Consider the following 22,318-nt stretch of genomic DNA (forward strand, 5'->3'; position numbering starts at 1 on the left):
AGAAATTTGAGTGACGTTAGCTGCGGACGACTGGGATGTGGAAGAGGATGCAGGGGACGCTGTTTCGGATAGTCATTAGCTAGCCGCTATACTTGCTGGGCCTCGCGTGAGGCCGTCACCAGCCCATCAAGCCAATCCTGGTGTCCGTTGATCATTGGATTGGGCTTGGCCTTGGCGAGATCTTCAGCAGGTTTACCCTTTTGAGTCTCCTGGGTCAGGATACGCACTCGGCCATGCGATAGATCTTCAATTAGCCATGCATGATGGACATCCAATCTTGTATCGCCTTCCCCTGCCCACCCGTGCCACGCAATCCGGCCGGGAGTCGACGAGGTAGGAGGAACGTACTCATTGCATTGCGCTTCGACCGGAAAACCAAATGTTTCAAAGTAGAAGCGCACACCGTCTCGCAAATTCGATTCGGCATGATCGTAAAACATGACGTTTGCCGAGTTGCGGTAGTAGGTGGGCCACTTGGTTGCTTGGCTAAGCAGCGGCCAGATTTGCGCAGCAGTCAAGCCTACGACAATCACTTCATTAGACACAAAGTTCTCGGTAAAGCCGGGCAGATAGCCTTCGGGCCAGAAGATCTCGTTCATGGGATTTAACACCTGATGTAATGGATTGGCATCAGGATGAGTGCTAGTTTGAAATAACTCCAATTGTTATAAATTATCCGTGACATCATGAAGTCTGATATCAGAAAGCTGGATCTCAATCTGCTCAGGGCACTGGACGCCTTACTCGATGAACGCAGCGTGACTCGTGCGGCTGATCGGCTGGCACTGACTCAACCAGCAGTGACCGGCATGCTGAACAGGTTGCGTGAAAGCTTCGATGATCCCCTATTTGTGCGAGCCCAACGCGGTATCGTGCCGACGCCGCGTGCGGAACAGCTGGCCGTGCCGATCAAGCAGCTTCTCGCCGATGTTGAATGCATGCTTCAACCCCAAGCCTTCGATCCCTTGACTGCCAATATGACTGTCAAGCTTGCCTCGACCGACTATGCGTTGCGAGCAATTGTGGTGCCCTTTCTAAGCGTGCTGAGGCAGCGAGCCCCGAACATTCGAGTTTCAGTCCTTCCGATTGATGACCAAGGACTCCAGCTCCAGTTGGATCGAGGTGATATCGACTTAGCGCTGGTTACCACTGAGGCGACTGCATCTGGACTACGCGCCAAATTGTTGTTTGATGAAAGCTACGTATGCGTGATGCGCTCTGATCATCCGGATGCCGCAAACGATACGCTCTCGTTGGATCGGTTTTGCGCTTTGGATCACGTCCTGGTTTCCCCATCAGGAGGAGGATTTCTGGGTGTAACAGATGAAGCGTTGAAAAAAGTCGGGAGATCACGACGGGTCACGGTATCGGTAACGAGCTTTCTGGTGTTGCCTGAAATTCTTATGGTCAGCGATCTAATAGCTGTAGTGCCCCGCAGGCTGGCAGTACGTCATGATGGGTTAACCCTAGTGGAGCCGCCTGTTGAAATTCCAGGCTTCAGCAAAATGTTGGCCTGGCATGAAAGAACGCATCGTGATGCCTGCTATCAGTGGATCCGCTCACTCATGGTGGATACCGTCAACGCGACTAATACATAGATTTAAGCAAGAGCGCATGAACTCAAAAAAATGACCGGCTAAGCCCAATATTCGGAGCTGGCTCGGTTAGCTGAAAAAGCCCGCACAAGCGGGCTTTTTTACTCACACAGGCATCCACTTCATTGGAAAACGAGTGCGGCTGGATCAGCACATCTCACCGACTCGTCTTCTTCAGCGCTTTCTCAGTCCTTCAGTGGCTTCTTCAGGTAGTAACGCTGGTGTCCAGGTGGGCAGTCTTCCAGCACGCCCATCACCTGGTAGCCCTGCTTCTGATAGAAGTCGGGTGCTTGGAAGCTGTAGGTATAAAGAAAAACGCCCTTGCAGTCCCGGCGTCGCGCTTCATCCTCTGCCCGCTTCAACAAGTTGCTGCCCAGGCCGTGGCTGCGCAGGGTGTCGTTCAACCAAAAATAGTCAATGTAGAGCCAGCCCATCCCACTGTGGCCGAATAGACCGCCAACGACCTGGCCGCTGCTATCGCGGGCATAGAGCTGGAAATCCGCATAGGTATAGGGGCCAATCTGCCCCACATTGAAGTGTTCCAGGCCTTGGCGCACTACCGCCATGGCCTCGGCGTCAGCACCCAAGCTGAAGCTGTAAGTGTTATCCGTCATACACTCTCCTGTGTGGCGTTCTTGGGAAGAACAAATACTCTCATGGCTGCAAACGCTTGTGGTGATGAAACTCCCCTCCTCAACGTCTGCCGGTTGTCAGTCAGTACAAAGCAGATGATCTGCTAATCTCGTGAATAGTGACGTAAAAGGCCAATTCTCTGAATTGGCCTTTTTTGTGTGCGTTCGGAAATCACATTCCCTCAGCACGCCTGCCAGGGAGGGTTTGCATTTTTGAGGTCAGGTGCTGCGAAAATGCAGCAGCGGGGGGCGTTTTCTCGCTGAGAGCCTTGGTCTTTCTGCTGCTTGAGGTTGGCATGCATTGTGCGCATCTAGCCCCGAGCCCATTTCCACTGTTCGGACGCACACATGTCGCTTATTCAAACCCTCGCTGATCGGGGTGCCCTACTTAGCTGCACGGTCTGTAAAAGTGGACGCATGACCAACGTCTCTTCGTCGTTGAGTGACCAACTCGGTTACTCACCGGTAGAGATGCAGAACTGCAGCATCGAAAGCATCTTCACTGCTGAATCCACGCACCTTCTGCGTAAACTGTTTTCCTGCCCGCCGGCAGATGAAAAGCTGAGCAGCCTGGCGCTTACGTTCATCCGTCACAGCACAAGCCTGTTTCCCGTGCTAGCCAGCGGCTTCCTCGAATGGCGTGACGCCGACGCTCCCAGTATTCACCTCGTGTTTATACCGCTGGGCTCGTTGAGTCACCGCTTGAGTGAACTGCAGAACGCCAACGAAGTCATGACCCAGATGCTCTACAGCGCCAAGGTGGCGTACTGGTGCATCGAGTTCGCTGAAGCGGTGGACATTACCCAGACACCCGATGAAGTCGTCCGTCAGGTGTTCGAAAACCGCTCTTACTGGCGCATGTGTAACCGTGCCATGGCGGATGTCTACGAGATGCCGGCGGACGTCGACTTTAATCAGCAGCCGGTGCGACTTTACTGGCCGCGCAGCCCGGCCAACGAAGAGTTCGTAAGGCGCCTGGTGGAAACCGATTTTTGTGTCGACGGCGCGCTTTCGGTGGACCGCCGCCACGATGGTTCCCCTGCCTATGTGGAGAACGATGTCCGTGCCGCCATCCACGACGGTCGCCTGCTGCGCATGTGGGGCAGCATCCGCGATGTCAGCCAGGAGCTGCGTATGCAGCACGATGCTGAGCAGCGTATCGATGCCTTGCGCCGGGTCTTCGACGCGGTACCGGACGCTGTGCTGGTGATCGACGAAGAGCTGCAACCGCGGTGGCGTAACGCCGCCTTTGAGCAGGCCTTCGGCATCACCCAAGGTGCGAGCATCGCCCACGCCCTGCTCGACCGGTCGCTGCCTGAACGCACCTGGCACAGTCTGCACTTGATCAATCTCAGTGGTCACCTGCAACTGTTCAATGTCCACTGCTCGCGCATCCTCATGCAAGAAGGCGTGGCCTGGAAGGTGGCAGTGCTGCGCGCGGCGGAGCGCACTATCCAGCACAACGGCGAGCTGCATCCATGATCGAGAAAAGTCTCTTGCCGCCCCTGAAGATGGGCATGCGATCTTCGGTCAATGTCAGCAGCGAAGTGCTTTCCGCACTGTTGGAAACCCCTGCGCTGCACGCCCTGTTGGACAGCTTCAGTGAGGCAATCATCCTGTGCGATGGTGAGTCCCGTGTGCGCTTTCTCAATCTTGCCGCGGAGCGGGTGAATCGCCTGTCTCGAGAAGACGCGATCGGCTTGCCCAATGCCGAGTTCTTCCAGCGCTCGGCCGTGAGCTTCGATGATTTCCAGCAAGCTGTTGGACGTGGTGGTAACAGCGCTTTGACCCGCTCCCGCGATGGGCGCATGTTCCTCACCAGCACTCAGGCGGTTCCCACCGGCGCTTACGAAAAGCCCTATACGCTATTGGTGCAGCGCGATTTTGAAGGCCGTGAGAGCCCTCGTCGCACGTCGCAGCAGGCGTTCGCCCCTGCGGAAAATAATGGCCTTGGCGATCCACAGGACAACGCCTTGCACCTCTCGCCGCTGCTCTCCAGCATCGCCGACACTGGCGTACGTGCATTTCGCCGCCGCGCTCGTTTGCTCCTGCTGGGGGAGCCCGGTGTTGGCAAGACCGCCATTGCCCGGCATATCCACCGCGCTGCGGGGTGGGGCGACCGGCCCTTCATTCACGTCAACTGCGGCAGCATTCCGGAAAGCCTGTTTGAGTCGGAGATGTTCGGCTACGAGCGCGGTGCTTTCACGGGTGCCCTGCAGAGTGGCAAGCGCGGCTACATCGAAAGCGCCTCAGGGGGCACCCTGTTCCTTGATGAGATTGGCGAAATCCCTCTGCATGTCCAGGCCAAGCTGCTCAAGTTCCTTGAAGACGGCAGTATTCAGTCGGTCGGCTCGCCATTGAGCAAGACGGTACAAGTCCAGGTGATCGCCGCCACCAACAAGGACTTGCGGCGGCTGGTCGAGTCCGGCGAGTTCCGTGCCGACCTGTACTACCGCCTTGCTGTGCTGCCGGTAGAGATCCCGCCGCTACGCCAGCACCTGGAAGACCTGCCAGTGCTCATGGACATCCTGCTGATGCGCATCAACCGTGACCGCCAGCCCACGCTGCGGTTATCCGGCGGTTGCCGTCAACGGCTCCTGAGCTATGACTATCCGGGCAACATCCGCGAGCTGGTGAACATTTTTGAGCGCTTGGCTGTGCTGGCTGATGACGAGGCCAGTGAACAGCATCTGCCACCGGAACTGCTGGGGCTTATCGCACCGATTTCCATCAGGCCAACGACTCCAAGCCAGGAGACGGATACAGAGCTGCCAGCCGACGACGAACTGGGCGAAAGCCTCAAGGCGCAGGTTCAGCGCTATGAGCGCCAGCTCATTCTCCAGGCAGTCCAGAGCCAAGGCAGCAAACGCAAGGCAGCCCAGCAACTGGGCATAGATATCGGTACCCTGATTCGCAAGCTGCAACGCGATTGATTTTCCCGGCACAGGGATGTGCCGTCTGCTGCAATTTCCCCCTCCGCCGCCTCCCATACCGCTGCAAGAATGCCTACGGCACACGCTATTTTTGCCTACGTTCATGCCTGCGAATAATAAAAATCCATAAATTTCAGTGACTTAAAAATTGGCACAGCATGTGCAACAGCAGCCTGCAACCCATCCAGCTGATGGGTCATTGCATCGATGCTGAATGCCCTATCGGGCATTGGCGGTCCTGGAGGTAAAACAACAATGCTGATCACAGGTATCAAGAGTCGGCCGGTCTATGACCAACTGCGCCCCCTGCCGGGTGGAATCCGCCACCTCGTCGCAGGCCAGGGTAGCGGTGGCCGCGCCATGCTGCGTCTGCTGGACGAGATGTCCGAGCAAGGCATGCAGACCACTCTGCTCTATTCACAGGAATCCTTCTCCGGCCTGGACTACCTCGCCGAACTGCAGCAGCGGCAGGTCGCCGAGCTGCGTGTGTACCCCAGCAATCATGAGTTGGTGGCGGATCTGGAGCGCATCCTGGGCAATGCCCGCATGGGCACCCGGCTCTACCTTTCGGGCTCGGAGAGCTTCATCGGTACCGCCATGCAGGTGGCCACCCACTACGACATGAACAGTGACGAGGTGCTCCGAGAGCATGCCGGGTCGTTCGTCCGTCGTATCTGGTGCGTGCACTGCGACAGCTACACCGAGAACGTCACCCAGCGCGTGTTCCAGTGCCCTGGCTGCAACGCAATGTTGGTGGTGCGTGACCATTATTCCCGCCGTCTCGCCGCCTTCCAGGCCGTGAAGGCCGACGCCGAAGTCCCCGGCGAATTGCCAGAAGCAGAGGAGCTCGACACATGAGCTTGAGCAACGGAACCCTGAGTGTGCGGGTTGCCCGCATCGAAGCCGTCACACCGGAAATCAAGCGGTTTACCCTGGTGGCCACTGATGGCGCGCACCTGCCGCCCTTTTCGGGCGGCAGCAACGTGGTGGTGTTGATCCCTCACGAAAACGGCACCTACCGCAATGCCTACTCGCTGATGAGTTCGCCGTACGACTCCAGTGCCTACCAGATCGCCGTGCGCCGTGTTGACGAAGGGCGTGGCGGTTCACTGCGGATGCACGAAGCCGTGAACGAAGGTGATGTGCTGGAAATCCTGCGCCCGGTGAACCTGTTCCCGCTGAGCAAGCATGCTCGTCTGCACCTGTTCATCGCCGGTGGTGTCGGCATTACCCCGGTCTGTTCGCAACTGGCCGAACTGCGTCTGCGTGGCACGCCGTTCGAGGTGCATTTGGCCGTACGCGGTGCCGAGCACGCACGCTTGGGCGAAGAGCTGGTGCGCGAGTATGGCGATGCCGTACGCCTGTATCGCAACGATATCGGCCAGCGCCTGGATATCTCGGTTGTTGTCGCCGCTCGCCCGCTGGGCAGCCACCTGTATGTGTGCGGCCCTGAATCCATGATCCAGGATGCCATCGACAGTGCCCATGCCCAAGGCTGGACCGATAGCCACATCCACTACGAGCGCTTTCTAGAACAAGGCAGTGTCGGCGAGGCCTTCAGCGTTACCTTGGCGCGCAGTGGCGCGACCATCGAAGTGTCGCCTGACCAGAGCCTGCTGGAAGCCGCTGAAGCGGCCGGCCACTCGATTCCTTACCTGTGCCGTGGCGGCGCCTGCGGTGAGTGCGAAACCCGCGTGCTCGAACTCGACGGCGAAATCGTCCACACCGACGACTGGCTGTCCGACGAAGACAAGGCTGCCAACACAAAAATCATGCCCTGCGTGTCGCGTGCCAAGTGCTCGCGGCTGGTCATCGACTGCTGAACGGAGAACCACCATGACCATCCAGTTCCGACCCGACGAAACCTACCGCGACGACTACACCTACGCGAACAGCCCCGAGTGCATCGCCCGTGCGCCCTTCCCCTTCCCGGACGACGAGTACATGTACTCAATGAACCTGGAGCCTCACGTGTCGGTGGGCGACGGTGCGCTGAAGGCCGTCTTCGACATCGATGAGCACTACATCAGCGAGTGCCGTGACCGTGCGATCACGCTGGAGAAAGATCCGGGCATGCACTACGTGTCGGCGCCGCACATGATGGAAGCGCAGTGGGACCTGCTAGAGCTGATCATGGAGTCCTACGCCAGCGACTACCCCGAGTACTTCACGTTGGAAAAGGACGGCACTCGCTGGCACTGGACCAACACGCTGCTGAACATCGATGACACCTTTACCTTCGGTGATCCGTCCACCTTGCCCTATGAGCCAATGGAGTACATCACCCGCCAGGCTCAGGGCGATTGGGTACTGCAGGAAGAGCGTGACGGCACCCTCTACTGGGGCGCCGGTATCGCTACCCAGCGCGCCGACTACTCGCTGCGTTTCAACCTCGGCATGGCCTGGCACGAATTTCACGGCCCGGTGCCGCTGCTGAAGGAAACCGGCATGCTCGACCGTGCGCTGAAGTTCCTTCTGCGTCTGCGCTGCGGCCATCCGGTACGCCGCCTGAACTGGTCGCTGACGGTCAATCCGCGGCTCGATGTCTCTGCCGAAAGCCTGCCGGACTGGGCGCCCGACCGCACCACGGTCACCGCCGAGAACGCCGGCAAGCTGGTTTATCTGCGCATTGAACTGCAACCCCTGCACCGCCTGCCGCGCAGCAACGCCATCGTCTTCCCGATTCGCACTTACCTGCTGAACCTGGAAGACATCGCCACCAACCCAGCCTGGGCCAAACGCATGCACCGCGTGCTCAAGACCCTGAATCAGGAACTGGTGGACTACAAGGGCTTCACCCGGTACCGCGATGCCGCCGTTGAATGGCTCTCGCAGTTTGACGACGGCCAAGATGAGGAGGTGGCCAAGGCTGGATAAGTGCGCATCACGCTTCACCCATAACAATAAAGGCTCTTCGATGAGCAACGGCGGGCAGCGACCCGCCGCCATGCAAACGACTGCCATTCAAATGAGGAAAACAATATGAGTGGGTCTTCTGCGGCAAGTGCAACCGCTTCTCTCGATCAGGACGCTGAGCAACTGCGTGCGCTCGGCTACAGCTCCAACTTCAACCGTAGTATGAGCCTGTGGGAAAACTTCTCCCTGGGCTTCACCTATCTGTCGCCGGTGGTCGGCGTCTACACCCTGTTCGGCCTCTGCCTCGCGGCAGGTGGTCCGCCGATGTTCTGGTCTTACCTGCTGATTGGCCTCGGCCAGATGCTGGTGTGTCTGGTGTTCGGTGAGGTGGTGTCGCAGTTCCCCATCTCTGGTGGCGTCTACCCTTGGGCGCGACGCCTGGTCGGCAAGCGCTGGGCCTGGATGGTGGGTTGGGTCTATGCCTGGGCGCTGTGCGCCACCATCGCCGGTGTCGCCGTCGGTGCGGGCCCTTACATGGCTGCCATGCTTGGTTTTGACGCCAGCTCAAACGCCAACATTTATATCGCCCTCGGCCTGATTCTGATGTCTACCGCACTCAACCTGGTAGGCACCAAGCTGCTCGCCCGAGTGGCCATGTTCGGCTTCCTCTGTGAACTGGTGGGCGCCATTCTGGTGGGGGGCTACCTGTTGATCTTCGAGCGTCACCAACCGATCAGCGTGCTGTTCAACACCTTTGAGCTCAACGTCAACGGCTCCTACCTGCCAGCCTTCCTCGCGGCCTCCCTGGCGGGCCTGTTCCAGTACTACGGCTTCGAGGCCTGCGGTGACGTGGCGGAAGAAACCCCCAACCCCGGCAAGCGCATCCCCAAGGCCATGCGCATGACCATCTACATTGGTGGTGCTGCGGCCATGTTCGCCTGCCTGGCGCTGATTCTGGCAGTCCCGGACATGCAGAAAGTGATCGCTGGCGAAGATACCGACCCGGTTGCCACCATCCTCGCCAATGCCTTCGGCCCGGTAGGTTCGAAACTGGTGATGGCGGTAGTGATGGTCTCCTTCATCTCTTGTGTACTGAGCCTGCAAGCTGCTGCCAGCCGTTTGCTGTTCTCCTACGCACGTGACGAGATGATCGTTGGCAGCAACCTGCTGAAGCGCTTGTCCGCTAACCATGTACCGTCGTTCGCGCTGGTCGTGAGCGGCGTGATGCCGGCGTGTATTGTCTGCCTTGGCCTGTTCATGGCCGATGCCGTGGCAACCATCGTCGGCTTCGCCGCCATTGGCATCTATGTGGCGTTCCAGTTGATTGTGATCGCTGCACTGATCGCCCGTGGCAAGGGCTGGCGCCCGAGCGGCCAGTTCAGCCTCGGTGGCTGGGGGCTGTTGGTGAACATCGCCGCGCTGATCTACGGTGTTGGCGCCATCATCAATATGGTCTGGCCGCGCAGTCCTGATGCGGCCTGGTACATCAACTACTCGATGATTCTGACCACGGTGGTGGTGATGGGCGCAGGCTTCCTCTACATGCTGCTGGCCAAGCCCTATGACAAAGGTACGGCCCCGGCCGGCGACGCCTGGAAGTTCTCCAAGCCTCTGCCCAAGGCCGCTAACGTTGCTGGCGTGCCAGTGCGTTAAGCCAACACCTTTATCAAACCTCCCTACTCATGCTGCCCCCCCTTCTCCTTTCAGGGAGAAGGGGCTAAGGCTACCGAAGGACTGAATCATGCAAACCAAACTCCTGATCAACGGCCAACTTGTTGTTGGTGAAGGCCCCAGCATCGCCGTGCTCAACCCGTCCTTGGGGACCGCCCTGGTGGAAATCCCTGAGGCCAGCGCGGCCCAGGTCGATGCTGCCGTGCGCGCAGCCGATGATGCCTTTGCGCTGTGGTCTCAGACTTCGCCGAAGGACCGTTCCACCCTGTTGCTCAAGCTCGCCGATGCCATTGACGCCCATGCCGAGGAACTTGCCCGCCTGGAGTCGCAGAACTGCGGTAAACCCTTCACCGCCGCCTTGAACGACGAGCTGCCGGCCATCGCCGACGTGTTTCGCTTCTTCGCCGGCGCCAGCCGCTGCATGAGCGGTTCGGCAGCAGGCGAGTACCTGCCCGGCCACACCTCCATGATTCGCCGCGACCCGGTGGGCGTGGTTGCCTCCATCGCGCCGTGGAACTACCCACTGATGATGGCTGCCTGGAAGCTGGGCCCCGCCCTGGCCGCCGGCAACACGGTGGTGCTCAAGCCTTCGGAACAGACGCCGTTGACCGCGCTGAAGCTCGCTGAGTTCATCGCCGACATTTTCCCCGCTGGCGTGGTGAACATGGTGTTCGGCCGTGGGCCGAGCGTTGGCGAGCCGCTGGTCACCCACCCTAGGGTGCGTATGGTCTCGCTGACCGGCTCGGTCGCCACCGGCTCGCGGATCATCAGTAGCACTGCCGATAGTGTGAAACGCATGCACATGGAGCTGGGCGGCAAGGCGCCGGTCATCATCTTCGATGATGCTGATATCGACGCCGCCGTAGAAGGCATCCGTACATTCGGCTTCTACAATGCCGGCCAGGACTGCACCGCCGCCTGCCGCATTTATGCACAGAAAGGTATCTACGAGCAGTTCGTGGCCAAGCTTGGCGAAGCGGTGGGCAGCATCCAGCCGGGCCTGCAGGACGACCCGGCCACCGAACTCGGTCCGCTGATTACCGAGCAACACCTGGAGCGCGTCGAAGGCTTTGTCCAGCGCGCCAGCGCCTTGCCGCACATTCAGGTGGTCACCGGTGGTCATCGCGTCGAAGGCCCTGGCTTCTTCTTTCAACCCACCGTGCTTGCGGGCGCTCGCCAAGACGATGAAATCGTCCGTCGCGAGGTGTTCGGCCCTGTGGTTTCGGTCACGGTGTTTGATGATGAAGAGCAGGTGCTGGGCTGGGCCAACGATTCGGACTACGGCCTGGCCTCGTCGGTCTGGACGTCGGATGTCGGTCGCGCCCATCGCCTGTCTGCGCGCCTGCAATATGGCTGCACCTGGGTGAATACGCATTTCATGCTGACCAGTGAAATGCCTCACGGTGGGGTCAAGCACTCTGGCTACGGTAAGGACATGTCCATGTATGGGCTGGAGGACTACACCGCTGTACGCCATGTGATGTTCAAGCACTGATAAGCACTGATTGAACCGATAGCGGCCAGCAATGAGGTTGCTGGCCACTTTCCTTCGTAGTTCCGATCTGGAGTGAAGATCATGCAAACAGCATTATCGAGTGCCTGGCATGTTCTCTTGGCCCTCTGGGCTGACCAAGCATTGGTGGCCTGCTGACCATGATGTTGGCAGTAACAAGCAACATGGCGGCGTGCTGCAACACTTTTCGTGCCTATACAGCTAGGCTTGTCAGGACGGGGCTCAATGCATAATGTGTTGAGTCAAGTACTGGTCGCCCACTGTTAAGTGAGTCGCTGATTTTACATTTTAAGCGTTTAACTAATTAATAATGACCTGCTGATGATTAGCCAAGAGGCTTAACAGTTGGCATAACGTATGCCGCCTCCTGTGCCAGTCCAGAAAGCGCTTTGGTGATCTCTCGATTATTCTCTGCAAGGAGGCAACTGCCAGTTCAACCTGCGGAGCACCGCTCTGTGCGTGATGTAAGTTGCTCCGTCAGGTTTTTATCGTCAATAGCTCGCCATTCCAAATACCATTTTCCTGAGTGGCGATAACCAAGACAGAGCCAGCACCAGGCGCCATAGCTATTAGTTCGCCACCAGGCGCCCAGAATGCGCTTTTTCCAGCAGCTACATATTCGCCGGAAGGGCCACCATGGTTGGCCATGAGCACACCGAAATTGAATGTTCTTGCGTAACGCTGGAGGTTGCCAGCGTCTATTGAATAGCCCTGTTCTGAGACAAGGACACTGGCTAGGTAAAGTGATGCACCTCCTGCAGCTGCGCTTTCGGCGTGATGTCGCTGCGAGGTGTCGGCGCAAATGGCTAGGGCATAAAACTCATTGAAAAGCGCATGAATGTGACTTCCCCGCTCACACCTGGTAGCGAAGGCTTCCTCGCCGGGATGTAAGTGCTGTTTGCAGTAGATGGATGTACTGCCATCGGGACAGAACGTTATGGCACCGATGTACGGGGTAGCATTGGTATTCGCTATTGGCGCTCCAACTACAATTGTCATGTTGAATGCGTGAGCCATATCTCGAAGTGCTTCAAGAGCATCATCGTTTGGCTGCAGAGCGCATTGGTCTATAAGAGCCAACTCGTATCCGCTCAACGATAGCTCAGGAAAAAGCAGTAGATCCACATTGGCCGCATGAGCGGCGGTAATGAATTTTTTGTGTATGGCTATATTGGCCGAAATATCTCCCGGCACCGAGGTGGTCTGTGCTGATGCAATGCGCATAGAGGGCCTTTAAGTCATGAAGACGCTAGGTGATTTGATGCTGTTCCGGCTTTCCCTCCCTGCCGATACCCAAGATCTCCAGCAGATAATGAGTAAACACACTCAGCCTCTTAGAATAGTCTACTGGTCACTCACCGCTTCACGGGCGGGGCGCCACAGCAATGCTGCTCACTTGGTGGCAGCAGCATTGAGGTCGTTAAGGGCAAGGTAGTCGAGCTCTTTCGCGTAGCCTTTCTCAATAGTCTTCTCTAGCGAAGGCTTACATCTCACGTGCTAGCTCGGCACTTCCCTTGCGACGTTGCAGGAAGACTAGGTACACCAGCCCCACCGCCATCCAACCCAAACCGAGTAGTTGTGCTTGATGACTCATACTGATCAGTACGTAGGCGATAATTACCAAGCCAACCAGCGGGCTCAGGAGATACAGCGCGTAGCGCCGTGATTTCTGCCTGACGATGTAATGATTAATTACCGACAGGTGAAGTAGGCAGAAGCTGGCCAGAGCACCAAAGTTGACCAGTGAGGTCAGCAGGTCAGGCGTATCGAGGAACACCGCCCCGATCAACAGTGCCAACAGTGAGACCAAGTAGAGACTCACATGCGGTGTTTTGAAGCGTGGATGCACACTCGCCAGCACGTGCGGTAGCTTGCCATCCCGCGCCATGCTGAATAACAGTCGTGATACTGCTGCCTGCGACGTAATAGATACGGTAACGCCCCAAGCAAGCGCTGTGGACACAGCGGCTAATGTGCCCAGCCACGGCCCACCCACTGCACCAGCAATCTCATAGAACGCAGTGTCTGCTGAGCTAAAGGTCATGCCTGCGGCGAGATCGGAGGCAAGCCAGGTCTGTAGGATGAAAATGCCGCCCATGAGAAACAGCGCAATCAGTGACGCACGCCCGATCTGCTTCGCAGGGTCGCCTTTGACTTCTTCGGCAAGCGTTGAGATGGCATCGAAACCCAGGAACGACAGCACGGCAATGGAGACAGCCTTCATTACCAGACTCAGGTCGAAATACTCCGGTTGGTAGAACGGCTTTAGAGTCAGGGAGCCATTACCCATGCCGTTGTTCAGAGCTATCAGTCCAAAGGTGATGAATATCGCCAACACTAGAATCTCCGCAATCAGGAAGAACAGGTTGACGCGAGCAGCCAGCGTGACGCCTCGCAGGTTCACTAGAGTGGAGGAGACCAGAAAAATCACCATCCACGCCAGCTTCGGCACCTGCGGGAACAGGTGGTTGAGAGCCAATGCGCTAAACACGTAAAGCAGCGGCGGGATCAGCAGGTAATCCAGTAGCAGCACCCACCCAGCCATAAAGCCGACATTGGGATGGATACCGCGCTGGGCGTATGAATAGACTGACCCTGCGATGGGGAACGCACGTGCCATGGCCCCATAGCTCAATGCAGTGAAAAGCATGGCGACCATGCCTACCAGGTACGCCATTGGGACCATGCCTCCAGAATCGGCATGGACCCATCCATACACACCAAATGGAGCAATGGGGATCATGAAGATCATCCCGTAGATGACTAGGTCTTTAAGGGACAGACTACGGCGAAGCTGTTGTTGGTAACCGAACTGTTCGATTGCCATGTGGCATCTCCTCTGGGAGCTGCAGCGGTCATTGATAGCGCTGGGGCACTGTTATTGTTGTTTTCAAAGCCAAGGGGCGAGGCGATCGGCCCAGGTCGACACGTCTTGCGTCGCTTTCAATTGATCGTTGCGAATCTCGATCAATACGGCGTCCAGGCCGCGTTCATCGCCGTGTATCGGCACGGTCATGTCCTCCATCGGATCGATCCGATAGGGCTCGTTTGCTCCTACCAATACGCCATGCTTGCGCAAGCCCTCGATCAGGCGGTTGGCATATCCGGCTGCATGGCCGAAGAGTACTCCTGCCTCCCAAGGACGGGCTGAGCCGCGATAGACGGGCGTAAAGCTGTGTACCCCAACGATCCGCACGGGCTGTCCGTCGGCGAGGCGTTGATCAATCATCTGCGTAAGGCATTGGTGAAACGGCGCGAACAACTGCGTTTGCCGATAGTGTCGTGTGGTATCGGACAGTTGGAAGTTGCCGGGTATATCGTAAACTTCACTGTGTTCAGGGATGCTGTCCGACGCTGCCAAGGGGCGGTTCAGATCAATCAGTAGACGTGAATAACCTGCGGCTAGCAGCGGCGCATTCAGTCTCTCCGACAACGCCAATGCCAAGTCCAGCGCTCCTATGTCCCATGCGATATGCTCGCGCGCAGCTGCATTGTCCAGGCCCAGTTGCTGCAACTGAGGTGGGATGTAGCAGCTGGCATGCTCGCAGACCAAGATCACCGGATGATGACTTTCAGGTCGGTAGAGGGTAAATGGGGGGCTTTTATAGAGGCCCATCTCAGTGTTTTCAGTAGAGATTGGCATAGCGCACGCATAGCTCCTCTGCGGACATGTCTTTGGTCAGAGCCAGCTCTTCGCGCTTCATCGCAAAGTAGGTTTGCAGCAGCGGGCCAGGAATTTGCTCGCAGAGTTGTTGGTCATCTGTCAGTAGCTTCAATGCCGATGCCAGGTCTTGCGGTAGTGCGCAAATACCGCGGATGTTTCGCTCCTCCTCACTCATGCTGTCTGGGTCAATGTCGGTCACTGCGCCCAGAGGCAGCCGTTGCTCGATGCCTAGGCGACCTGCAATCAGCACCGCGGCCATGGCCAAGTGTGGGCTCGCGGTTGCGTCCATTGAGCGGTATTCAAGGTTGAATTGACGTGCTGGGTCACGACCTCCCAAGCGTGTGACCGGGCAAATACGTAAGGCCGCCTCGCGGTTGCGCGAGCCTAGGCAGGCATAGGACGAGCTCCACTGATGGGGCTTGAGCCGTAGGTAGGAAATGGCCGTAGGTGCTGTAATTGCGCAGAGCGCAGGCAGATGACGTAGCACACCAGCGGCCCAATGTTTGGCCAAGGGCGACAGGTCGTTTTCCGCCCCGGACTGATACATCACTGGCGCGCCTTCCAACGTCTGTAGGCTGATGTGCAGGTGCACACCAGTGGTCACGCCACCCACCTGCATGAGTGGCGAGAAGCAGCTACGTAGGCCTGATTGACGGGCGATCTCGCGTGTTACTTCTCGTACTATCACTGCACGGTCTGCCGCGGCGACACCGTGTATCGGGCGACAAGTAACTTCATACTGGGCGTGGCCGTATTCGGGTAGGAACATCTCAGGCTCAGCGCCTGCCTCGTCCAGGGCACTCATAAGCCAGCCGGGGAAGTTACCCAGGATCCGTTGGGCTTGGAGCGAAAAGGCCGGAGCTGTTGGCTCCTGTGAGGGAAGCCCAAGCAGGTTGAACTCATGTTCGAAGGCAGCCAGTACTTTGAGGCCGAACTGAGCGCGATAACGCTCGATCTCGTCATTCAGCAAGGTGCGTGGGCACACCGGCCAAGGGGTACCGTCAGTTTCCACTAAATTACCCTGGACGAAATCCAGGGGCGGGGCATCTGCGTCGGGGCCTGCCGCAACGCGCGCTCTGCTAGCCAAGTCGGGTAGCAGGCGCAGGTCGCCGTGACTACCCCAAGGATTATCACTGGCAATAACATCTTGCGGCGTCAGTGCGCTGTTGGCCGGTACCCAGCCACAACCGGTGGAAAGTTGGTCTTCCAGTTCAGCTTCGGGCAACGATCGGCCACGAGTCATACCAGCCATATCGGTGGTTACTAGGCTGACCAAGTGAAGCGGTGCAAGGCGAGTCTTATTGTTATTCATGGTAAACCTCAGTCAGCGGCAAGCGCGCAGACGTTCGAGCACAGTTGTGGTGTCGGTAATCCAGCAATAGCCCTTGATCGCTTCCAGGCATGCTTGGTGGCGTTCCGGACTGTGAGTGGCACATGCATCCTCGACCAGTGTCACCAAGTAGCCGCGGTCAGCCGCATCGCGCACTGCCATGTCCACGCATTGGTCGGTCACTACGCCGCAAACGATCAGATGGCGGGTTCCTAGATTTCTTAGCACGTAGTCAATGGCAGTGGAGTTGAAAACGCCGGACGATGTTTTGGGCAGGACGATTTCATTTTCGTAAGGTGTCAGAGCTGGAATCACTTGCGCTTCCGGGCTGCCTTTGGGCAAGTGCATCTCCGACAGCTTGTGGTCCAGTGAGCGGTCGCGGCCGTCGGCGGTCAGGCTCTCGATTATCGTGTGTAGTACGTTTTCACCCGCTTCACGCATTGCTTCGAGCAGCCGTTGCTGGTTGGGAACAACCTGCTGCTCTAAGCGTGTATAGAAATATCCGGCAGAGATCTTGTCTAAGTGAGGATCTAGGCCGGGCTCACACCATGCACGCTGCATGTCGACGAACAGGATAGATGTCTGCCGAGGCGTAAAGGGTAGGTCGCGGGGTGAGTCATGCGGTAAAACAAACATCAGTCATTCCTCCAAGAGATGGCTTCCGAAAGTGGTACGCAGAGCGTCGATACCGCCAAGGCGCTCATCGAGCTGATCGTCCATTCGACTCACTAGGTAGTTCACCAATGCTTCCACCTGGGCCATGGCCGGCACTAGGGTGTCAAACGGTGATAGAGACTCGACGGGTGAGCTGATGATCAGATCGGCGAGCTCGCGCAGTGGCGAGGCATAAATGTCAGTGAACAGCACGAGGCGCACACCTCGAGCCTTGGCCTGCTCTGCCAGGAGCAACGCCTGGCTCTGATAGCGGCGATAGTCAAACAGCAGGAGCAGGTCCTGGCGACCTAGGTCATAGAGCACATCTGCGAGCTGGGCGTTGTCGTCAAGTAGGTGACAGCCAGGGCGCAGCAGACGCAAGTGGGTCACCAGATAACTGGCAAGGAATCTGCTGAACCGACCGCCGTGACAATGGACACGCAGACGTGTATCGAGCAGCCAGCCACACAGTATTTCGATATCACCTGACTGTGTCAGACCCTGGGTTTGTTGCAGGTTCTGTGCGGCGTTCTCCAGATAACCGTTCCAAGCGTCGCTTCTGGCCAAGTGTTCACGTCGTTCGACGAGCAAAGTGCGTGGCGAACGCATGCGATCATCCACATCGGCTAGAAGTGCATCCTGAAACTCCCCATAACCGCCAAATCCAAGTTTCTTCACCAGTCGCAGAATGGTTGGATCACTGACGCTGGCGCGTTTAGCGAGGCGAGCCATAGGTCCCAACCCCACACGTGGGTAGTCGTCGAGCAGTGCTCGCACGACCTTGCGCTCCGCAGGTGTGAGCTCGGTCTCAGGTAGGGTCAGGCGTTGTTTGAGTTGTTGCATGTGACCTCCGTATGGCCTAAATTTGTAGAGAATATTTCATTTTATGGCAAATACTTTATTTATGTAATTTTTACTACATATCGACAAATCCGTTGCCGTCGGCCCTTTCCGCTCCCTAGTGAAAATTGCTGTTATCGCTCAAATGCCCTATCTGCCAGTCATACGCGCTTGCCAACCTCATTGAAAATCCGACTGCCGAGCACCCTATGTCCGACCTGCATCCCGTAGTCCTTGACGAAATTGACCGTCAACTGATTGCTGCTCTCCAGATCAATGCTCGAGAGAGTGTGGCAATGCTCGCTCGACACCTGGGTATCGCGAGGACCACGGTGATGTCACGGCTGGTTCGCCTAGAAAAATCCAACGTAATCCGTGGTTACGGCGTTCGACTGGGTCAGCGTGTTATGGATGGCGGGTTGCAGGCTTATGTTGGTATCACCGTGAAGTCTCGTAGCGGTAAGGAGGTGCTGCGGCGCCTTACCTGCATGGCCGAGGTGCAACTGCTTTGCGCGGTGAGCGGAGAGTTTGACTATGTCGCCTGGCTGCGAGCCGATTCGCCGGAGCGGCTGGATGAAATGCTGGACCTGATTGGCAGTGTCGACGGGCTGGAGAAGACCACTACCTCGATAATCCTTAGTTGCAAACTGGATCGCGGACAGCCTCTTGCACCGTAATCTGGATGCACTGTGATCCCGTCGCAGACGAACTACTGTGGACGCACAAAATATGCTTGCTGAGTGAGTGGGATTCGACCTCAAGCGATTGTTCCATTTCGCTAAAGAATGCTTTGCCAACATTGGCATTTATCTAAAAGTTCAGCGGAATAGACTGTACACAGCTTCCAAACAAAGCCGCGAAACGCAGAATCCAAAGGGTGTAAGCAAACGACCCTGCCACGTTTCGCAGAGCCTTCAGCCTTACCGATTCCGACTGAAGACGTAGATCGTTTGCATCGTTGGGACACTGTAAAAATGAAACTGTTTACCGCTCTGGTTACCACTGCTTGTGTAATGATCGGCACTCAAATGGCATTCGCTGCCGAAGCACCTGCAGTAGAGCAATACACATACGGTAGCCACCCTGATATTGCCCACGTGATCCACCAGGATCGTATCCCTGATGTGTGTGGTGTGGTGCAGATGAAAATGACCTACGAAGACCACCAGGGTCAGGTGCACACCATGCAGTACGCCGTAATGGGTAACGGTTGCTTTGACAACTAATCGAGTCCCCCGCAAACCCTGAGTTGTTTGCGTGCAAGCAGGATCAAAAAACGCCCCGGTTCAAGGGGCGTTTTTTACTTCGTCAGGAAAATCAGCACGTCCTCGGGTGTGCAGCGATGACGGTGATTACTTCTGGTTCATCCATTCGGTATTAAAGTCTCGCGAGTAAAAGAAACCCAGCGCCCGTGGCTTTTTGTCGCCCTGACCCAGGACGATGAACAGTGACGAGGCATAGGGTGGCTTTTCAGGGGCATGTACATTCAAGTGCTTTTCTATTTCCCGAATGCAATCGCTGTGTGTAACCAGAATCAGGTTGTGTCCCGGGCGCTTAGTTTCAAGCGCGGTTTTAAGCATGATGCCTTTGCAGGCGGCGAGCCACTGCTGCGGCTCGACATCATGGTTAAACATGAAGTTTGCGGTTTGCCGGGTTCTTGTCAGGGGGCTGGTAAAGATATCAGCCTGGTCCAGGCCGAGTGTTTGATAATGCTTGCCCAACGTTACGGCGATGTCTTTACCGCGTTTGGTGATGCCATCAGGGGCATCCAGGCACGGCGCACTGGACAGGTCGCAGCGTTCCGCATGGCGAATCACGACAATAGCGTCACCACTGGCCCATGCCGCTTTTAGCGGGGCCAGTTGTGCAGCGCTGCTCTGGGCAAGATTGGTCAGCCGGGGGGTTCTGAATAGAAAGTACGAACCGACAATTAAGAGCACGACTGCAAGTACAGTGATAAGCACGTTTCTTGCGCGCTGGTTCGACCCTGTGAAAGACAACGACATAAAGCGGGACCCCATCAAGAGCTAGGCAGATTCAGCCAAGATCTTGCCCGAGGGACCGTGAAGAAACCGTTGTTTCGGCAACCGAAAATCAAGGAATGGTGTTATTGATTTTCTCGCACAGGGTTAAGGGCCGGCATGCCCGGCGCGGCTCACAGCCCCAACTCGCGCAAGCGCCGATACAGCGTTCGCTCACTCATTCCCAACTGTTGGGCCAATTCACTGCGCGAACCTTCAAAGGCTTGGAGTGCTTGTGCCAGTTGGCCAAGGTGATCCTTTTTCCGTCGCTGCGATTGCCCTGCCGTGGCATTGTCAGGTTTCACATCGTCGGGTAAGTGCTCTGCCCTGATGAGGCCATCGTCGGCAAACAAGCGAGCGCGTTCGAGGATGTTTCTCAGCTCGCGAATGTTCCCCGGGTAGGTGTGCAGGCTGAGCCAGTGCATGGCCTGCGGATCTACCCGCGGTGCCTGGGCGCCGGCCATGCGTTGTAACAGGCTGTCGATCAACAGCGGCAGGTCCTCGACCCGCTCGCGCAATGACGGCAGGCGGATCGGAAAGGCACTGATCCGGTAGTAGAGGTCTTCACGGAAGGTGCCGTTGGCAACCATTTCCTTGAGGGGTTTGTGGGTGGCCGAGATCAGGCGGAAGTCCGAGTGAACAGTACGCAGGCTGCCCACCGGGCGGAAGCTGCCCGACTCGATCAGACGCAACAGCTTCACTTGCATTGCCAGTGGTACTTCACCGATCTCATCGAGAAACAGGGTACCGCCATGTGCGGCTTCCGCCAGACCGATCTTGCGTTGCAGCGCGCCGGTAAAGGCGCCCTTTTCATAGCCGAACAGCTCGCTTTCGAACAGTGATTCGGTCAGGCCGGTGCAGTCAACGACCACCAGCGGGCCGTTGGCGCGAGGGCCACTCAGATGCAGCGCACGGGCGAACAGCTCTTTGCCCGTGCCGGACTCACCTTGCAGCAGTACCGGAATCTGTGACGGTGCCGCACGTTGCAGGCTGGCCAGTGCCTGCTTGAACGCTGGCGCCCGGCCAACCAGGCCATGTTGCTGGGGTTGAGCCGAGGCCACGGTGATGCTGGTCAGGCGCTCGACGAACGCGACCACCTCACCCTGCTCATCGAGTATCGGCCGTAGTTCCACATCGACATGTTCCGGACCACGCGGCGTGTGGTGAATATGCAGCATCCGCTCGGGCACACGGCTTTCTCTCGCCTTGCGCATCGGGCAATGCTCGCCGGCCTGATCGCAGGGTACGGCGTAGTGGTGGGAGACCTGGTGGCACTTCGCGCCAAGGGTTGATTGGCCTTCTACGCCGAACTGACGTTGGTACGCACTGTTGGCAGCAAGGATGTTGTAGTGGGTATCCAGCACGATGGTGGGCTGAGGGTCATGTTCGAGGTATGACACCAGCGCCTGAACGGCGGGGATTTTCGGGGCAACGGTAATCAACTGAGACATGGCGACACCTGGGCAATCACACCAAGAGCTTACCCGAAGGCGACGAAGACTGCCAAAAACTGCCAGGTACTGCCACATCACTGCCAAATGGCGCGGCAGTCTGTTCGCTGAGGTACAGCCAGGCCCTGTAAACGCGGGGGCTAAGCCTTTCCCGACCGATGGCACATATCTTGATGACAGCCCTGCGACTGCCAGCTATGCCTTACGTTGGCATCAATGGATTTATCGGGAGAAGGTCATGATCATTGGCGGCAACCTGTATGTGGAAGCACTGTTCGACAGCGCGACCTGGACCATCAGTTATCTGGTGATGGATCGCGACAGCGGACACTGTGCACTGATCGACAGTGTGCTGGACTACGATCCCAAGTCTGGCCGTACCGATACGTGCTCGGCGGACAAACTGATTGCGCGGGTGACCGAGTTGGGTGCCAAGGTGCAATGGATTCTGGAAACCCATGTGCATGCTGATCACCTGTCGGCGGCGGCGTACCTGAAAGAGAAGCTCGGTGGGCAGGTCGCCATTGGCAGCCATATCACCCAAGTGCAGAAAGTCTTCGGTGCGCTGTTCAATGCCGATAGTCGATTCGCCCGTGACGGCAGTCAGTTCGACGTGCTCTTTGAGGACGGTAGCGAATTCCTGATTGGCGGCTTGCGTGCGCGGGCCATGCATACCCCAGGTCATACCCCGGCCTGCATGACGTACATCGTTGAAGCGGGCGGTGAAATTGCAGCGTTCGTCGGCGATACCTTGTTCATGCCTGACTACGGCACTGCGCGGTGTGATTTCCCCGGTGCAGACGCAGGCACGTTGTACCGCTCGATCAAGCGCATCCTTGCCCTGCCTGACCATACCCGGCTGTTCATGTGCCACGACTACCTGCCAGGCGGTCGCGAGCTGCGTTACATGACCACGGTCGCCGAGCAGCGGGAGAACAACATTCATGTGCATGCAGGTATCAGCGAAGAGGCGTTCGTGGCGATGCGCAAAGCCCGCGACGCGACGCTGGAGATGCCGGTGCTGATCCTGCCCTCGGTGCAGGTCAACATGCGCAGCGGTCAGTTGCCCGAGCCTGAAGACAACGGCGTGCGCTACTTGAAGATCCCGCTCAACGCCATCTGATTCCGGCGCGACAGAATTATTATTTAGGAAACACT

At 57.5% G+C, this 22,318-nt stretch carries 21 protein-coding genes; 11 read left to right on the forward strand and 10 right to left on the reverse strand.

From position 1 onward, the window contains the following. Nucleotides 1-86 precede the first annotated feature (86 nt). Nucleotides 87-599, reverse strand: coding sequence for an SRPBCC domain-containing protein (locus AB7M23_RS06285; RefSeq protein ID WP_454240427.1), 513 nt, complete (start codon nucleotides 597-599; stop codon nucleotides 87-89). 87 nt (nucleotides 600-686) lie between these two features. Between AB7M23_RS06285 and AB7M23_RS06290 the strand changes: the two genes are divergently transcribed. Continuing rightward, on the forward strand, nucleotides 687-1,598 hold the full coding sequence (locus tag AB7M23_RS06290; protein ID WP_454240428.1) for a LysR family transcriptional regulator: 912 nt from the start codon (nucleotides 687-689) through the stop codon (nucleotides 1,596-1,598). A 182-nt stretch (nucleotides 1,599-1,780) separates the two neighbouring features. Here the strand turns inward: AB7M23_RS06290 and AB7M23_RS06295 are convergent, their stop codons facing one another. Further along, nucleotides 1,781-2,209, reverse strand: coding sequence for a GNAT family N-acetyltransferase (locus AB7M23_RS06295; RefSeq protein ID WP_454240429.1), 429 nt, complete (start codon nucleotides 2,207-2,209; stop codon nucleotides 1,781-1,783). Nucleotides 2,210-2,644: 435 nt separating this feature from the next. Between AB7M23_RS06295 and AB7M23_RS06300 the strand changes: the two genes are divergently transcribed. The 7 genes from AB7M23_RS06300 (at nucleotide 2,645) to AB7M23_RS06330 (ending at nucleotide 11,182) form a co-directional block, all read left to right on the forward strand. Further along, nucleotides 2,645-3,709, forward strand: a complete 1,065-nt coding sequence (locus tag AB7M23_RS06300; RefSeq protein ID WP_256587546.1) for a PAS domain-containing protein — start codon at nucleotides 2,645-2,647, stop codon at nucleotides 3,707-3,709. Then, complete coding sequence (locus AB7M23_RS06305; RefSeq protein WP_454240430.1) at nucleotides 3,706-5,160, forward strand: sigma-54 interaction domain-containing protein; 1,455 nt, start codon at nucleotides 3,706-3,708, stop codon at nucleotides 5,158-5,160. The genes AB7M23_RS06300 and AB7M23_RS06305 overlap by 4 nt, the downstream gene beginning before the upstream one ends. Nucleotides 5,161-5,415: 255 nt before the next feature. Then, complete coding sequence (locus AB7M23_RS06310) at nucleotides 5,416-6,018, forward strand: dimethylamine monooxygenase subunit DmmA family protein (RefSeq protein WP_099773215.1); 603 nt, start codon at nucleotides 5,416-5,418, stop codon at nucleotides 6,016-6,018. After that, the gene (locus AB7M23_RS06315; protein ID WP_099773216.1) at nucleotides 6,015-6,983 is read left to right on the forward strand and encodes a PDR/VanB family oxidoreductase; all 969 of its coding nucleotides are present in this window, start codon (nucleotides 6,015-6,017) and stop codon (nucleotides 6,981-6,983) included. The genes AB7M23_RS06310 and AB7M23_RS06315 overlap by 4 nt, the downstream gene beginning before the upstream one ends. 13 nt (nucleotides 6,984-6,996) lie before the next feature. Then, on the forward strand, nucleotides 6,997-8,037 hold the full coding sequence (locus tag AB7M23_RS06320; RefSeq protein WP_099773217.1) for a heme-dependent oxidative N-demethylase family protein: 1,041 nt from the start codon (nucleotides 6,997-6,999) through the stop codon (nucleotides 8,035-8,037). Nucleotides 8,038-8,142: 105 nt separating this feature from the next. Further along, a complete protein-coding gene (locus AB7M23_RS06325) occupies nucleotides 8,143-9,669 on the forward strand; it encodes an APC family permease (RefSeq protein ID WP_065760503.1) in 1,527 nt (508 codons plus the stop codon). Between the two features lie 88 nt (nucleotides 9,670-9,757). After that, entirely contained in the window at nucleotides 9,758-11,182 is a 1,425-nt protein-coding gene (locus AB7M23_RS06330; RefSeq protein WP_065760502.1) for a gamma-aminobutyraldehyde dehydrogenase, read from the forward strand. A gap of 495 nt (nucleotides 11,183-11,677) precedes the next feature. On the opposite strand, the gene AB7M23_RS06335 is transcribed toward AB7M23_RS06330, so the two are convergent. The 6 genes from AB7M23_RS06335 to AB7M23_RS06360 form a co-directional block, all read right to left on the reverse strand. Then, complete coding sequence (locus AB7M23_RS06335; protein ID WP_454240431.1) at nucleotides 11,678-12,424, reverse strand: carbon-nitrogen hydrolase family protein; 747 nt, start codon at nucleotides 12,422-12,424, stop codon at nucleotides 11,678-11,680. A gap of 259 nt (nucleotides 12,425-12,683) precedes the next feature. Further along, nucleotides 12,684-14,027, reverse strand: coding sequence for an APC family permease (locus AB7M23_RS06340; protein ID WP_065760500.1), 1,344 nt, complete (start codon nucleotides 14,025-14,027; stop codon nucleotides 12,684-12,686). 63 nt (nucleotides 14,028-14,090) lie between these two features. Next, a complete protein-coding gene (locus AB7M23_RS06345) occupies nucleotides 14,091-14,843 on the reverse strand; it encodes an N-formylglutamate amidohydrolase (protein WP_454240432.1) in 753 nt (250 codons plus the stop codon). Next, a complete protein-coding gene (locus AB7M23_RS06350; RefSeq protein ID WP_454240433.1) occupies nucleotides 14,827-16,176 on the reverse strand; it encodes a glutamine synthetase in 1,350 nt (449 codons plus the stop codon). Before AB7M23_RS06350 ends, AB7M23_RS06345 begins: the two co-directional genes overlap by 17 nt. A gap of 12 nt (nucleotides 16,177-16,188) precedes the next feature. After that, the gene (locus AB7M23_RS06355; protein WP_454240434.1) at nucleotides 16,189-16,830 is read right to left on the reverse strand and encodes an isochorismatase family cysteine hydrolase; all 642 of its coding nucleotides are present in this window, start codon (nucleotides 16,828-16,830) and stop codon (nucleotides 16,189-16,191) included. 3 nt (nucleotides 16,831-16,833) lie between these two features. Then, nucleotides 16,834-17,691 carry a MurR/RpiR family transcriptional regulator gene (locus tag AB7M23_RS06360; RefSeq protein WP_454240435.1) on the reverse strand — a complete coding sequence of 286 codons (858 nt, stop codon included), beginning with the start codon at nucleotides 17,689-17,691 and terminating at the stop codon, nucleotides 16,834-16,836. A 206-nt stretch (nucleotides 17,692-17,897) separates the two neighbouring features. Here AB7M23_RS06360 and AB7M23_RS06365 point away from each other — a divergent pair, with 206 nt between their 5' ends. Further along, nucleotides 17,898-18,365: an Lrp/AsnC family transcriptional regulator gene (locus tag AB7M23_RS06365; RefSeq protein ID WP_454240436.1), complete on the forward strand. Its 468-nt coding sequence runs from the start codon at nucleotides 17,898-17,900 to the stop codon at nucleotides 18,363-18,365. A 297-nt stretch (nucleotides 18,366-18,662) separates the two neighbouring features. Then, nucleotides 18,663-18,914, forward strand: coding sequence for a DUF2790 domain-containing protein (locus AB7M23_RS06370; RefSeq protein ID WP_454240437.1), 252 nt, complete (start codon nucleotides 18,663-18,665; stop codon nucleotides 18,912-18,914). Nucleotides 18,915-19,040: 126 nt separating this feature from the next. Here AB7M23_RS06370 and pmrG read toward each other — a convergent pair whose 3' ends face one another. Both pmrG and AB7M23_RS06380 read right to left on the reverse strand, forming a co-directional pair. Beyond that, the gene (gene pmrG / locus AB7M23_RS06375; protein WP_454240438.1) at nucleotides 19,041-19,694 is read right to left on the reverse strand and encodes a lipopolysaccharide core heptose(II)-phosphate phosphatase PmrG; all 654 of its coding nucleotides are present in this window, start codon (nucleotides 19,692-19,694) and stop codon (nucleotides 19,041-19,043) included. Nucleotides 19,695-19,843: 149 nt separating this feature from the next. Then, entirely contained in the window at nucleotides 19,844-21,160 is a 1,317-nt protein-coding gene (locus tag AB7M23_RS06380) for a sigma-54 interaction domain-containing protein (RefSeq protein ID WP_099773219.1), read from the reverse strand. Between the two features lie 238 nt (nucleotides 21,161-21,398). On the opposite strand from AB7M23_RS06380, the gene AB7M23_RS06385 reads away from it, so the two are divergent. After that, nucleotides 21,399-22,283, forward strand: a complete 885-nt coding sequence (locus AB7M23_RS06385) for an MBL fold metallo-hydrolase (protein ID WP_065760491.1) — start codon at nucleotides 21,399-21,401, stop codon at nucleotides 22,281-22,283. Nucleotides 22,284-22,318 lie beyond the last annotated feature (35 nt).

This window comes from Pseudomonas sp. HLS-6 TE3448, from assembly GCF_053629555.1.